Source organism: Clostridium collagenovorans DSM 3089 (assembly GCF_900130005.1).
GTDB lineage: Bacteria > Bacillota > Clostridia > Clostridiales > Clostridiaceae > Clostridium_D > Clostridium_D collagenovorans.
The window spans coordinates 44,857-60,407 of record NZ_FQXP01000007.1 but is presented as its reverse complement, the minus strand read 5'-3'; the positions used below and the strand labels follow the sequence as shown (position 1 = coordinate 60,407).

Sequence of the window (15,551 nt, the reverse complement as noted above, 5' to 3'; positions counted from 1 at the left end):
TTACAAGGCTTTACTAGGATTTTTTTTTATTAATTTACTTAAGTAAGAAGAAATATGCTAAGACTAAGATACCTAGAACAATTCTATAGTAACCAAAGACTTTAAAGTCATGTTTCTTAATGTAATCCATAAGGAATTTAATAGCAAAGATTGAAACTAAGAATGCTACTAAAGAACCTATTAATAAAATCATCCATTCAAAACCAGTGAAAGCAAATCCAGCTTTAAGTAGTTTAAGTCCACTAGCACCAAGCATAGTTGGTATAGCTAAGAAGAATGAAAACTCTGCTGCTATGTATCTAGAACATCCTAAGAAAACAGCACCTAAAATTGTAGCACCAGATCTTGATGTACCAGGGATTAAAGCTAGCACTTGGAATAATCCAATACCGATTGCTGTTGTGTAAGATAGTTGTGCAAAACTATTAACACGAGGTTTTTTATTTCTACTTTCAAGTATAATGAATAAAATACCATAAACAATAAGTGTTATAGCAACTGTTGTAGGATTGAAGAACATCTCCTCAATAAGGTCATCATATAATAAACCTATTACAGCAGATGGTGCAACAGCTACGATAACTTTAAACCATAAAGACATAGTATCTGCTTTTTCAGCAGGGTTCTTTGAAGAATCAAAAGGATTAAGTTTCTTAAAGAACAATACTAATACCGCTAAAATCGAACCAAATTGAATAACAACTAGAAAAGTACTTACAAACAATTCTGAGAAGTTAAGTTTAACAAATTCATCAACTAAAATCATATGACCAGTACTACTTATAGGAAGCCATTCAGTTATCCCTTGAACAATACCAAGTAGTATGGTTTTTAAAATCTCTATAAATTCCATGTGATTACCTCCAAGATAATTATTAAAAAAACTCACACATTTATCTATTATATATCTAAACTGTTAATTCTTAAATATGATTTTGTAAATTCTTAGAAAATTTTCTTGAATGTAAACATTTCAAACTAAATTAAAACAAGAGAGCTATAGAGAAAATCTAGAATTATATTATAGTTATATGGCTTTAAAAATAAAATGGCTAATCTTAAATTATACAAATCAACTTAAGATTAGCCATATATATTTTTAATTTAGCATAGTTTTAACAATGAATTCACCAACACTAGTTGATATATAATTTAGAGTTTCATTATGATGTTAAAAATACTCATCCTTAAGTCATAAAATTTAACTTTCTAACTTTAAGTAATTATGAAACTTATATAAAGTTAAAACGTATATAAGGATGTTATACCAAGGTGGATAAAGCAAAAGCCTTAATAATTTACTATTATCCTGAGAATACTAAAGAAAATATAAGTTAAAGTAATATTTAAGCTATATGTAGAGTAATTTAGTAAAACAATAGAGTTTTTGAAAGGGGATAAGATGGGTATTGGTAAAGAATCAATAATTAATGAAGTTGAAGAAAATAGGGAAAGCCTTATAAAGATAGCTAAAAGTATATGGGAAAATCCTGAGGTAGGTTATGATGAGCATTTTGCATCAAAACTACAAAGTGATTATTTAAAGGAGCAGGGTTTTGAAGTTAACTCTGTGGAGGGAATGGAAACTACTTTTATAGCACAGTATGGATCGGGAAAACCTGTTATAGGTATACTAGGGGAATATGATGCTTTACCAGGCTTATCTCAAAGGGTATGTACTCATAGAGAAGCTGTAATTGAAGATGGCTTAGGTCATGGGTGTGGTCATAACTTACTAGGAACAGCTGGGCTAGGTGCTGTTACGGCTTTGAAAGCTCTTATGGAAAAGGAAAATATTAAGGGAACTATAAGGTACTATGGATGTCCTGCTGAAGAGGGTGGAGCAGGAAAGGTTAACATGGGAAAAAGGGGAGTCTTTAATGATCTTGATTGTGCCTTAACTTGGCATCCCTTTGATATAAATACGCCAATAAGATGTGGTATGTTATCTAATTTTTCAGTTAGGTTTAGATTTAAGGGAAAAGCATCCCATGCTGCACAAGCTCCTTATAATGGAAGAAGTGCCTTAGATGGTGTTGAGTTAATGAACACAGGAACTAATTATTTAAGAGAGCATTTAATAGATTCCATAAGAATTCACTACATTATAACTAATGGCGGAGACCGTCCTAATATAGTACCTGATTTTTCAGAGGTTTGGTATTATGTAAGAGGAAAAAGAGCCGAGGATGTAAGAGAGGTTTTTCATAGAGTTGTTAACGTGGCAAAAGGTGCAGCACTTATGACAGGAACTCATATGGAGTATAAAATTTTAAGTGCAATATATGATTTCTATCCTAATGATGTACTTACAGATGTTATTTTTGAAAATTTAAGCTTAGTAGGAGCACCGAAACATTCTGAGGAAGATGAGAAATTTGCAAAGAAATTAGGCGAGACTTTTACAGAGGATGAACGTTTAAGTGTTGCAGAAGGACTTTCCGAGAATGACAATATTATAGAGGAATATGTTCATGAGGAAGTAAGTGATTTAAAGAATGGAAAGCATCATTGCTTGTCCTGTTCTTCAGATGTTGGAGATGTTAGCCATATGATACCAACGGCTCAGCTTTCAGTTGGAGCATGGCCAATTGGTACGGCAGCACATACTTGGCAATCATGTTCAGCTTCAGGTTCTAATTTAGGCTTCAGTGCAATGTTAGTTGCATCAAAGGTTTTAGCTTGTTCAGCCTATGACCTTTTAATGAATAGGGACATAGTAAAAAAAGCTAAAGAAGAATATAAAAAGGACATGAAGAACTTTGAGTATGTACCACTTATGGAAACCATAGAAATAGAATAGTAATAAGAAATTTAAGGGAGTTGGGTTGAGATATCTAACTCCCTTAATTATTTTAAGCTTACATTTATAGACTTTTAAATAAACAAATATTCAATACAATAAATTCAAAATAGAATATAACTAACAATATAGATTTACAAAGATGATTCGGAATAAAGGGTGGAGCAGAATATATGGAGTTATTTCTTTTAATTTGTAAAAATAATTCGTATACAAACAAAGAATTGTAAAAATATTTTTTTCAAAATGTATCTTTTATTATATATTAGGCATATAATATAGTTAAAGATGTAAAAAAGAGGTGAGTTTAATGAGTATTATTAATAAAATATTGGAAGATGAAAATCAAGAAAAACTATTTGAATCAAGAAATGTAGTAGGTAAAAATGTTTTATCTATAATAAAAGATAGAGGTTATACAAAATCATCTTTTTCAAAGGTTATAGAGGTATCTAGACCAACATTAGATAAAATAATTAAAGGTGATATAGATAATAAGACTACGTTTATAACTCATATGAAAAAAATTATAGAATCAAATATTATTAAGTATGAAGAGCTTTTAAACTATAAAAGCTTGAATAATAATTGTAGTTTAGTAACAATGTATTCTGATAATGCACCTAGTGATTATAAAAGATCTACTGATACTAAAGAATTATTTATGATATTAGACGACCTTATTAATTTATCAGAGATATATAAATAAGGTGGGGTGAGGTAAATGTCTAAAATAATTAGCAGTGATAACTTGGAAGAGGTTATTAATATTAATTTACAAATAGAAAAGCAAATTCAATCTAAAGTTGATACTGTACTTTCTAGATATAATGATTCTAAGGTAATTAGCTCGGAGAAGTTAGCATTTAATATATTAAAAAAGGAATCATTGATACAAATACCTATTAACGATATATATTTTGGTGGTTTAGTTGTAGTTAAAGAGAATTTTAGGATTGCTGTAATAAATACTGCACAACCAAGGGTATATCAATATTTCATTGCATGGCATGAGATATATCATATGTTCTTTGATGAGGATTTAAAGGAAAGCCTTCATAAAGTAAATTTTGATATGGAGTTAAATGAAAGATATGCTGACTATTTTGCAGCAAAGATGTTGCTAGGTGATGTTTATGATTTCTACTTTAGTTTAGATGATGAAAATTTCGAAGACAAAATATTTAGATGCATGGATGTTTATAAAGCTCCTTATAAGGCAATATTAATTCAGCTCTATCAAGATTGTAAGAAATTTGATAATAGTAAATTAAAATCAGCGATAATAGAGAATTTTGATAAGCAGCATGAATCTTTAGTGGATAAGTTTGAAAGACTTGGATTAGATACAGAATTAGTTAAGCCAACTTATATATATGATGTCTTAACACTTGAAAATAAAATAAAAAAGGCTATTGATGAAAATCCAGAGATTGAGTTTCACAAATCTAATTTGGAGTATTTCAAGAAAATAAGCAATAATATATTAAAGATCAAGGAGAGTTTTATTAATGAGGATAGATGATATTGACACGTTGAGAATAGATCTATCTAATAATAAGATTCAAAACATATGTATATTAGATAATAATTCTATAGAGTTTTTATTAAAGATTGAGAATGAGGTAAGTATAGTAGATTTTTTTGGAAATTATGATTTAGTATTATTACCTCAATGGGTAGAAACAGAAGTTAATGATAGCATATATAGAACTAGATATATCAATGGATTAACAGAGTTGATAGAAGTGAAATTTTGTTCAATATCAGAGGAGAAATATTTAGATTTACTAAATGGAAGGGATAGTTTTTGTTTATAATTTTTCAAGAGGTTGTTAAGTTAGATGCAGAAAGGAATGCTTATCTAAATAGATATGTTCTAAGAGAAAATCCTATAGAAAATTTACCTGATTATGAGGAATGGTTAAATATATATTTCTAAGTAAAAATTAAGAGGTATATTATGGTTATTTTATGAAAAGTGCAATTTAGTATATTACTTACTATAAAAATTTCAAAAGACACATTCTCAGTCATGAAAATATGTATTTTGTCCATAGAACAACGTATTATGATGTTATAACACGGTTGAAGTATAAATATATTATAAGTTTTTAAGGGGATTGACTTGGATATTTACTTAAAATAGAATCTAAAATCTTGTTATCATCTTTTATGTATAAGAGTCGTAAGACCTAAGTTTAACCTTTGAAAATATTTTGTTAGTAGTAGTTCATTTATTCAATAAGTACATAAGAATATAATTAAATCAATAAGTACAACATTATGAGAATCGATAGAATAAGTCTTGGAGCCTGTAAATATTTTAATATGTGTTAATTATATTTTATTGAGAGTTACTTTAAATGTTCTAAATATAGGTAACTCATCCTTACTACAACAGTTGTGTTGTATATTAGTTGATAAGAAAAGTGTAAGAAGCAATTTTATCAATAATATTAAAAATTATAGATTTAAACTTATTTCAAGTTTACTATTGAAATTTTATATTTTTTCCACTAAACTATTTATATAACATTTTTAGATAAAAGAGTATGTTTCAAAAATTAATCTTAATAGACTAAAAGTTTTAGTGTGTAGTTTTGTGGATTTTTATTGAGATTTTATAGTTAAATATATGAATATTTATGTATTGTAGTGATTTAAAAAAGTTTATAATAGATTTCTATGATATTAGACATATATTCATTTTTATTTTCAAGAAAGTACCTAATGTTTTTTATAAACGTTCATAGTTCATTTCACTGTTTCGAAGAGTCCTACTGTGCTGATCGTTTTTATTTATCGAATTAAGAATTTTAAGAACGTTATTTATGTTAATTAAGCTTTTTATATTAAAAATAAAAGTGCAAATATTTTTTCTTAAAGTTATAATTTAATAATTTTCTTTATCTGTAGTTATTATTAGTAGTATTAAACTTAAAGAGATAGTATATGTAAATTTTTTGACTAACTTGCTTAACTTTACATTTAAATGCTAAATTTTACAAATTATAATGTTGATTTACTTATAATCAATTCAATTAAAAGAGTATTGGATTAGTAAATTTTTGTTTAAAAAGTTTATTTAGAGTTTTAAGGTTTCTATGTTAATTTTATAAGTGAATTAAAATTTATAGTGCTAAAGTTAGTATTATCAAAATACTTGTAATAGCTTAAGGTATATTTATATAATTAATAAAAATGTTCTAATGTTACTTATTTGTACATTCATAATTCATTTGTAATAAACCCCTATATTCTAGATTGAGGAAAATTTCTTTATAATTGTATATGTATTTAGCGGTATAATATAAAATTTTCAGATATATTTGTTATAAATATAGAAACAACTGCTAAGCTGAGAATATTTTTGCTTAATTAATAAGGATAAACTCGGTTTATTTTTAGATATTTTCCTGAATATCTATATTTTTACATAATGTTATAAAAATGTAGTTTGTTATATTGAGCTTTATTTAACTGATAAATGTAAAATAACCTTTAAATTTATATTGTGCGAATTATGTAAAGTCATAATTATAAAATTTATTAAGTATACGCGTTGTGCTAGTAAAAATTACATGAAATAAACTCTAGCAAAAATGTCCAACCTAAAGTAAAGCACTAACAATAACATCTAGGAGGGACATATATGTTAGAGTTCACTAATTATTCTACCCAAAACGTTGCTGATTTAAAAGATTTTTTTACAGTTTCTTATACAATTATTGATGATATTTATAAGGAAGTTGATCCTTCACAGATTACACATAGGAAAAATGTTTCAAAAAGTAAGCTTTCCGATAGTGAAATTATTACTATTAGTTTAGTTGGTGAAATTGCAACTATTGACTCTGAAAATGCTTGGTTTAACTTTGTGAAAAAGAATTTCAAAGAATTATTTCCTAAAATAGGTGATAGAACTAGATTTAACAGAACTAAACGAAATTTATATACACTTATTAAAGAAATTCAAAGTAAATTTGTTGAGATATCTCAATTAGCTAAATCATCTGTAAGAATTGTAGACAGTATGCCTATTCCCGTACGTAAATTTGGTAGAGCGTATTTTTCTAGTGCTTTAAAGATATATCAACATACGCTATTGTGCATCAAAGAAAGAAACTTATTTTGGAATAAAGCTTCATGTATTAGTAACAACCGAAGATTTTATTACCAACTTTGTAGTTACTATAAGTAATATTGATGATAGGGATGCTCTATTTGAATTATCATCTTCTCTAAGTAATACCAGTATTATTGGAGATAAATGCTATATAGGTAATGATTTAGCGGTAGCTATCGCTAAAGAACAGTCAAATGTACTATTTGCATAAAACGTAAAAATAGCAAAACACCATATTCTAAGAAGTTTCGTAATTTATTATCTAAAGCAGGGAGAAGAATTGAAACCTCTTTTTTCTCAACTTGCTTCGCAATTTAGTATAAATAGTGTTCTTGCTAAATCTAAACTAGGGTTAATGACTAGATTAACCCTAAGGATCTTAGTTCATAATATATGCTACTTTATAAATTCTTTATATTTTAGTAAGAGATCAATCTCTAAAATTAAACACTTAGTTTTTGGAAAAATTAGCAAAAATATTGTTATTAAGAAGGAGTTTGTTGTGTGGATGCTTTTCCTAATAATATCATTTGAAAAAATCAACTAGTACAACAGATTAAGTATAGATATTAAAATTAACAAACTGTAACTTTTTGAAAAAAATGTTGAAAAATTACAAAGAATATACTAAACTAGAATTAGCTGATCAGCAAATATTATTAATTTATATTAAATTAATAGAGGGGGGAGAAAAGGTTATGGATGAAATTAATATGAATGGGGTAACACCTTACTACAATGGATGGATATGTGCTGGAGTTTGTACAGCGCCTTGTTTTTTAGCATGTGCAGCTGGAGCGGCAACTGGACCAACTGCTTTAGCAGTTGTTAGTGGATCACTATACTTTGCTAATATGTTAGATCACTAATTATAAATTGGAAAGTCAGATAGTTATGAACTCTCTGACTTTCTTTTAAATATGAAAAATATATACTATTTAATAATAGTTTTACTTGAATAATTAATGAGATTAGAATACATATTTTTAACTCATATAAATAATTTTTATATAGAAGGTGAATTCAGATATCATGGAATCATCAAATATAGTAATGAGATTATTTAAGGTTATATTAAGGCAGGTATTTTGTAACCTAGAAAAATCATTAGATAATATTTGAATATAAATAAAATAGTTACATCAAATTTACGATAATCTATAAAAAGTAATTTTAATGAGAAGAATATTTAAGTTAACATTCTTTAAAAGAATAACATCTTTGATTTCCCATATAAGTAATAAATAAAGTATATTTTTATTAGGAAGCGAGGTTTATATTAGTAGACTCTTTAGAAGAATACTAAAAAGTATCACATTTAATATATGGTTGATATATTAAGTAAAAAGTATATTAAAACATTAGTTTCTAATATGACATTATTAATTTTGATAATGTCATAAAATAATTAAATATAAAAATATATTTTACGTGATTATCGTATTTATCCATGAGTATGTTTATAAATACTTCTTAAATGGCTTACAAAGTTAAGATTTAAGTATATAAATTGTAACATTTTAAATTTATATACTTAAATTTCTAGATATAAAAAATGAAATATAAATCCCAAATAATAAAAATGTGATTTCTGGTAAAAAGAAAAGATTGCATTTATGGAAGCATTAATGCTCAATAAGAAATATGGAAATTAGAGAGAAATAAAAGAATTAAAAGCAGTTATAAAAGAAACAAAAAATGTAAGATTATATAAAAGATATAGTGTGTTATTACTGTACTATGAAGAGTTCAATAATGAAAAAATTAATGAACTTGAAAAATAGGACATAGGCAAGCATATAAAACTAATGGATTATTAGGATTAGAAATGGGTAACAGTATTGGAGTAAAAGCAAAATTAAATAGTGAGTAAACTAAAAAGATTGTAGAAATAGTTATAAACAGAACTTTAGGTCTAGTTGGATTTGAATGAAGAAAAATTGGACAATAGAATTAATAAGATAATAGGCTATTAAAGCATTTAATTTTACTATGTGTCATACAGGTATAGTCGAGGTTTTGTATAGAAATAACTTAAGTTATACAAGACTAACCAACGTTATGAAAAATCTTATAAAAAAGCGAGAAAATTTTGAAGCACTAAAAAATTACCTTAAAGGAGAAATTGGTCATATATTATTTGAAGATGAATCTATGCCTATGGGTTATCAAGCTATTCAAAAGACATAGTTTATAATAGGTAATCAAAAGAAGATATCCACCTACTGTAAAATGCTGGGGTTAAGTTGATAGGTATATTAAACTATGCCAACATGTATAGTTCATTGTGAAGGCATGAAAGATATGATGTAATAAAGGTATTTGGAGAATTTTTAGAAATAACTCTTAGGTAGCATCCTATGGGTAAAATAGTAATTATTCTTGAAAATACAGGAATGCATAATGATAAGCTAATACAACAATTTTGAGATGAAAATAAAGCTAGATTAGAATTAATGTTTCTACCACCATATAGTACGGAACTTAATCTAATAGGGGAGGATGTGGGGGGGAATCATCAGTTATTAATAATATATTTTTTCCTAGTCTAGAAAGGGTAAGAAATGTTGAGAAGAACTTTATTACAACATATATACTAAGTTGTTTAGGGTATAGAGGAGAGAGTTTAATAAAAAGTTATTATTGAAAATATCAAAAATTGAAGTGTTATATACTGTAAAATATATAACTATAGTAAAGTAATTAGGTTGTGTAATCAGAATAAGAATAGTAGTAGGTTTTCTATTAATCATGATACATATATCATACATGGAGGGTTTATTTAATGAGAGGATTTATATTTGAAACTGATAATAAAAATAAGTATTTTTATAATGATGTAACTGGAAATGTAGATTTCTACGAAACAGCTTTTAAAAACTATTCTATTGATGAAAGCTATAAGGATGAGGAGATTAATTCTGAAGAATTTTTCAATGCATCAAACTATCAAATTGAACGATATTTAATGAAGCATGGTTTTCAGCAATTAATTTTAATGATAACAGAAGATTGCAATTTAAGATGTAAATATTGCATTTATTCAGAGAATTATGATGTATCTAGGAATCATGGTAAAAGACAAATGAAATTTGAAGTTGCGGAAAAGGCTGTGAGAAAATATTTCGATGAATTTATAAAGGTGAAAAGTAATAATCCGTTTTTAGTACCAAGAATAGGATTTTATGGTGGTGAACCATTGATGAATTTAGAAGTGATATTAAAAACCGTTGAATTATGTAAAGAAATATATCCGTATGAAGTTAAATTTAATATTACAACTAATGCTGTATTACTAGATGATGATATAATTAAATTTTTAATCGAAAATAAATTTGCTTTATCCGTAAGTTTAAATGGGGATAAGCATGAAAATGATAGATTGCGAGTATTTCCAAACTCAGGAGGTACATATGACATAATAATGAAGAAGCTGTTGAGAATAAAAGAGTTAGAACCAGAATATTATAAAAACTATTGCTCAATGATAATAACATTTGATACTGGTACAAGTTTTAAAAGATTAAATGAGTTTATAGAAAATAACAAGGAAGACCTGCCTATAATTGCAAAGGTTAATCCAGTATCGTCTGTAGGAACAACTTGGTATGATCAATATAGTAAATCAGAAAAAGAAAAGCAAAAGGAAGAATTAACTGAATTAAGAAATGAATACACAAAACAATTAATAAATGGTGAAAAAGATATGTTATTAACTAACATTTTTGGATTGGAATATTTTAGTGTTATAAATAGAATTAACAATATAGAGTTAAAAAAAATTAGACCTGAATTTATGAAATACACTGGGGCATGCATTCCTGGAACAAAGCTAGCAATAGATACTTTGGGGAATATTCACTGTTGTGAAAGAGTTGGTGAAATGCATTCTATAGGAGATGTGGATAGTTGGATAAGTTATGATAAAATAAATGATATGCTATTTAAATATAAACAATCAATTATGAAGGACTGTTCTAATTGCTGTATACAAAGATTATGTGATTTTTGTTATTGTCATGTTTTAAGTGCAGATGGTGGTTTTAGTAAAAAAAATGAAGATATGTGTAAAAAATCTATAGATTATCAAAAAAAATTATTTTCAAGGGTATGGACAATAGTTGAAAACGCAAAAGGATTTAATAAAATAATAGAGTAAATTATTGGAGGCTATAAATGAGTAAATATTTTTTGAAAAACGAATATTGTAAAATTGTAAAGGGTTTTAACGGAAGTTTATTATATAACTTAAAAGATGGGAGGGTATTCTCCTTTGATATACAGCATAGTGATATTTTAAAGGATATATCAGAAAATACTTCTATTAACGAATTGAAAACAAAACATATTAAAATTGATATTGATTCGTTTCTTGTTAAACTAAAAAATAATAATATTGGATATTTCTCAGATGCTAGTTATTACATAGAAGATTATAGACAAGGAAAACTGATAACATTAGAATCTGAAAATCCTCCTATTATGAGTACATGTTTCATAGAATTGCCTATAGGTTGTGATAAATATTGTGAACATTGTAACAAGAATAAATATCAGGTTTGTGAAACATGTGGTTTACCAAATATAACGGATGAAGAAATTGATTTTAATTTTTATAATAGCTTATTCAATCAATTAGCCAAATTAAATTTTAAAAAATATATTGTGCATGGAGGAAATCCATTTTTATTAAATGAAAAATTAATTGAATTTTTAGAATTATTTCGCAAAAATGTTGGTTATAATTCAAATATTTTTATAAAATCTAATCCCAGTTTATTTAATAAATTTATACCGCATTTAATTAAAATGAATATACATCCCATATTAGTATTTGATGCAAGTAAATCAAATATTAACAATCTATTTTTAGAACTTTATAAATTGAAAGATAATATACTTGACTTAAATAATAATCTCAAAATTAACGTTAATTTAGTTGTGGACAATTTTTCAAAAAAATATATTCCACAACTTATTGAAACTTTTAAAACACATGGAATAAATAATATTTCTATTAGTTTTATCATTGAAGAAAATATTTATCCTAAAGAATTGCTTAACTTGAAAAATCAATATGTGCCAGATAACGGTTTTGAAGAGTTTATAACATATAATCATTGTTTAAACGGAAATATTGCTATTACATGCGATGGTGATATTATTCCTTGCCCGGGTCTTAAAGATGAGGTTGTTAGTAATTTAAAATTAAAAACTTTACTAAGTTCATTTGAAGGAAATAAAAATATAGGAGAATACTGGAAGTTTACCGCGGATAATATATCCAGTTGTAGACAGTGTAAGTATAAATATTCATGTGCAGATTGCAGAGCAGTGGAAAAAAGATTAAGTAATGGAGATATTTGTGGCAAAACATTATGTGAGCTAATTAAATAATGGAGGATAAGGATTATGATCAAATTCCTTTTTAAATATCTTTCAAAAGAAAAATATATAATTTTATTAAGTGCATTTTTAACATTAATAATTAGTTTTATTACAATATTGATACCACAAATAAGCAAAAACATATTTGATAAGGGAATTTTAAGTGGAAATATAAGATTAATTATTATTTATACAACTAGTTTATTATTAATTTATTTTTTAAAATCATTAATAAATGTGTTTAGTAATATTTTGAGTGGTAAGGTATCTATAAGATTAACATCTCAAATAAAAAAAGATTTATATAATCATATATTAAAGCTTCCGATTTCATTTTTTGATGATAATAGATTAGGATATTTTTTGTCAAGAGTAGGTGAAGTGGATCTGCTTTCAGGAATATTCTCTACTAGCATTTTTTCTTTCATAATAAGCTTTGTTACAGGGGTAGCATCACTAGTATTTATACTTAGACAAAGTCCTATTTTAGTAATTGCTGTCATAGTTTTTGCAGTGCCTTTTTATATAATAACTAACAGATCAATGAAAAAAATAAAAAGTTTATCAACTGATATAATGGAAAAGACAGCAGATGCAAATGGAAAAATTCAAGAAAGTTTTCAGGGAATCATGGAAATAAAGCAAAATAATTATGAAGTAAGAGGTGCTTCTAAAATTAATAAAGAAATAGATAAAATTAAGAAAAAAACAATAAAAAGGATTAAAGTTTCGTCATTTGGTAGTGAATCACTGACTATGATTGTAAATTTCTATACGTCTATAATTGCTCTATTACTAGGGATAGAAATTGTAAAAGGGAACTTAACAGTTGGGGATTATTTTGCATTGGCACAATATGCAATGTTTATTTATGCTCCTATTCAGCAAATCGCTACTCTTGGAATAACTATACAACCATCAATTTCTGCACTAAAAAGAATTACAGAACTTATGGGAAGATCTGTTGAAATAGAAGAATCTAGAGTTTATAATATTAATGAAGAAATTAATAACATTGTATATAAATCTGTGAATTTTAAATATTTAAATAAGAATGTTATAAATAACTTAGATTTGCAAATGAAAAAAAATGAGGTAACAGTTATATCTGGAAAAAATGGAAGTGGAAAGAGTACTGTTATTAAATTATTATTAGGCTTTTACGATAACTATGAAGGTGATATTATAATCAATAATAAGAATTTAAAAAGTATTAATATTGAAAGTCTTAGAAGTAAGATAGGAATAGTTTCACAAAAAATATTTTTATTCGCAGGAACGGTAGAAGAGAATATTAAGTTTGCAAATGAGAATTTAAATGAAGAGAGATTCGAATACGTATGTTCTTTATTAGATGATTCTATATTTAATAAAATACAACGACGATCATATATGATTGCAGAAGGAGGAAGAAATCTTTCTGGAGGGCAAATACAAAAAATTGCTATAGCTAGGGCTCTTTTGAAAGATTCAGATGTATATATTTTCGATGAAGCTACTGCTAATATTGACATAACGTCTAAAACTTCTATTATGAATATAATTTTATCCGAATTAAAAGATAAAATAGTTATTATAATAACGCATGATAAAGAGATTATAGATTGTGCTGATAATATATATAGCTTAGATTTAATTAATAGTTATTAAGGAGGTGAAGAAAACATGAAAATTATTTCTAATATTTTATTGCTGGGTTCAGCAATTAGTTTAGTTATTGCAAGTATTTATGATATACCAATTTTATATTATATATTTTCTATGTTATTAATAATATGGTATAGTTATATAAATAGAAAAAATAAAACTTTCAAAGAATAAATTAAAAATAAGTAGCTGTTGTGCTAAAAAGTTAGTACAGCAGCTTTTGTATAAAGAATACCAAAGATTACACTTGTGTTTCTACAAAGCTCTTAGATATGAGTAGAAGCAAAGAAATCCTAATTATAATATAGTAGGTTTCGCATTCAACTATAATTTCAGGGAAGTATGTTGTATAATGGACAATAGGAACTTAGCATATAGTAAATGAAATTGTAAATATCATATAGTTTTTGCACCAAAGTATAGACAATAAATAATTTGTGTGAAAATAAGGTAATTGATTGTGATAATATTAAGAAAGATTGAGAGCATAAAGGATTAGAAATAATAGAAGCCGATTCTTGTAAAGATCAATAGACCTATGTTTATAAGTACACCATTCAAACTTAGTGTTTTTTAGTTTATGAGATATCTTAATGAGAAAAGTTCCTTAATAATTTTTAATAGACATGCAAATTTAAAATACAAGTATGAAAATAGATTGTTTTGGTGTAAGGCATACTATGTTAATACAGTTTATAAAAATAAAATGGCAATTGAGGAGTATATAAAAAATTAAATGAAAGAAGATATAGCATATGAACAGATGAGCTTAAAAGAATATATTGACCCGTTTACGGGTGGTACTGATTCCAAATGTATATTAAATCATAACAATTTTTATCAACACAACTGGATCTATGGTTTCTTTCCCGCATGGTCTATATAAATCTTCAAATTTATTATATATAAAACTTAAATCTAAAGACTTATCTATTTTTCTGCTTAAATGATCATTTGGTACAAGATCATCTATACTTATTATTTTTCATCACCCATTATATTTTCTTGTTTACAGCCTGAGAGGTTATTATATAATATCTAATAATCTCTTTTAATAGATTTAAAAACATTTCTTTATCGGTATCATTTTTAAATATATCAACTGGAATTATAGCAATAATTGAAGATAAGTTCTAGAATATAAATTTTACCCTTATATTCTAGAACTTTTTCAATATTAGCAATGTCATACTCGCACTTTTCATCAATTATTTTTAATGTTAATGTATTATTGTCTAAAATCAAAATACGGGGAGCTATTAGATGATTTCGTTTTTTTACATATTTTATAGACATTCTTTTGTAAGCATATTTGATAATTTATCAAATACATATAAATCCCATAATGGTATTGATACCAACAAAATGATAGCAAGGATTAAAATTATTTTTAAGTTGTCTTTTTCGAATAAAATTACTTTAGATTCATAATATAGAATTAAAAAAATATATATTAATATAACTGATATAGAATAAACCTATTAAAAAAAATTCTTTTTTTCTTTATAATTGGATTAGTTTTACTACTGATTATCGATGCATCTTTAATGTCATCCATAGAAGTAGTAAATTCTAATTTCATTT

At 25.9% G+C, this 15,551-nt stretch carries 15 protein-coding genes and 1 pseudogene; 13 read left to right on the top strand and 3 right to left on the bottom strand.

Features of this window, described 5'->3' with window-relative positions; all coding sequences use genetic code 11:
• Window positions 1–34: 34 nt before the first annotated feature.
• Window positions 35–853: an undecaprenyl-diphosphate phosphatase gene (locus tag BUA48_RS09815; RefSeq protein ID WP_072831886.1), complete on the bottom strand. Its 819-nt coding sequence runs from the start codon at window positions 851–853 to the stop codon at window positions 35–37.
• Window positions 854–1,402: 549 nt separating this feature from the next.
• Between BUA48_RS09815 and BUA48_RS09810 the strand changes: the two genes are divergently transcribed.
• From BUA48_RS09810 to tnpA, 13 genes and pseudogenes are all read left to right on the top strand, one after another.
• Window positions 1,403–2,803: a M20 family metallopeptidase gene (locus tag BUA48_RS09810; protein WP_072831885.1), complete on the top strand. Its 1,401-nt coding sequence runs from the start codon at window positions 1,403–1,405 to the stop codon at window positions 2,801–2,803.
• Between the two features lie 310 nt (window positions 2,804–3,113).
• Window positions 3,114–3,512 (top strand): hypothetical protein, encoded by a 399-nt coding sequence (locus BUA48_RS09805; protein WP_072831884.1) that lies wholly within the window; start codon window positions 3,114–3,116, stop codon window positions 3,510–3,512.
• A 15-nt stretch (window positions 3,513–3,527) separates the two neighbouring features.
• Entirely contained in the window at window positions 3,528–4,328 is an 801-nt protein-coding gene (locus tag BUA48_RS09800; RefSeq protein ID WP_072831883.1) for an ImmA/IrrE family metallo-endopeptidase, read from the top strand.
• Window positions 4,315–4,623, top strand: coding sequence for a hypothetical protein (locus BUA48_RS09795; RefSeq protein ID WP_072831882.1), 309 nt, complete (start codon window positions 4,315–4,317; stop codon window positions 4,621–4,623). The genes BUA48_RS09800 and BUA48_RS09795 overlap by 14 nt, the downstream gene beginning before the upstream one ends.
• Entirely contained in the window at window positions 4,614–4,745 is a 132-nt protein-coding gene (locus BUA48_RS15920) for a hypothetical protein (RefSeq protein ID WP_278336838.1), read from the top strand. Before BUA48_RS09795 ends, BUA48_RS15920 begins: the two co-directional genes overlap by 10 nt.
• Before the next feature lie 1,713 nt (window positions 4,746–6,458).
• Window positions 6,459–7,007, top strand: a complete 549-nt coding sequence (locus BUA48_RS15810) for a hypothetical protein (RefSeq protein WP_072831881.1) — start codon at window positions 6,459–6,461, stop codon at window positions 7,005–7,007.
• A complete protein-coding gene (locus BUA48_RS15805) occupies window positions 6,898–7,143 on the top strand; it encodes a transposase (protein WP_341465247.1) in 246 nt (81 codons plus the stop codon). The genes BUA48_RS15810 and BUA48_RS15805 overlap by 110 nt, the downstream gene beginning before the upstream one ends.
• Window positions 7,144–7,630: 487 nt before the next feature.
• Window positions 7,631–7,801: a hypothetical protein gene (locus BUA48_RS15600; RefSeq protein ID WP_178138972.1), complete on the top strand. Its 171-nt coding sequence runs from the start codon at window positions 7,631–7,633 to the stop codon at window positions 7,799–7,801.
• 1,916 nt (window positions 7,802–9,717) lie between these two features.
• Complete coding sequence (locus BUA48_RS09775) at window positions 9,718–11,091, top strand: radical SAM protein (RefSeq protein ID WP_084666231.1); 1,374 nt, start codon at window positions 9,718–9,720, stop codon at window positions 11,089–11,091.
• Window positions 11,092–11,108: 17 nt separating this feature from the next.
• Window positions 11,109–12,329, top strand: a complete 1,221-nt coding sequence (locus BUA48_RS09770; protein ID WP_072831879.1) for a hypothetical protein — start codon at window positions 11,109–11,111, stop codon at window positions 12,327–12,329.
• Window positions 12,330–12,344: 15 nt separating this feature from the next.
• Window positions 12,345–13,970, top strand: coding sequence for an ABC transporter ATP-binding protein (locus BUA48_RS09765; RefSeq protein WP_072831878.1), 1,626 nt, complete (start codon window positions 12,345–12,347; stop codon window positions 13,968–13,970).
• Window positions 13,971–13,985: 15 nt separating this feature from the next.
• Window positions 13,986–14,141, top strand: a complete 156-nt coding sequence (locus tag BUA48_RS15595) for a hypothetical protein (protein WP_178138971.1) — start codon at window positions 13,986–13,988, stop codon at window positions 14,139–14,141.
• Between the two features lie 226 nt (window positions 14,142–14,367).
• Window positions 14,368–14,766, top strand: a pseudogene (tnpA, locus tag BUA48_RS09760) (IS200/IS605 family transposase); the annotation flags it as partial.
• A 21-nt stretch (window positions 14,767–14,787) separates the two neighbouring features.
• Here tnpA and BUA48_RS16050 read toward each other — a convergent pair.
• On the bottom strand, window positions 14,788–14,940 hold the full coding sequence (locus BUA48_RS16050; protein ID WP_479723200.1) for a transposase: 153 nt from the start codon (window positions 14,938–14,940) through the stop codon (window positions 14,788–14,790).
• Window positions 14,941–15,420: 480 nt separating this feature from the next.
• Window positions 15,421–15,549 (bottom strand): hypothetical protein, encoded by a 129-nt coding sequence (locus BUA48_RS15915; RefSeq protein ID WP_278336837.1) that lies wholly within the window; start codon window positions 15,547–15,549, stop codon window positions 15,421–15,423.
• Window positions 15,550–15,551 lie beyond the last annotated feature (2 nt).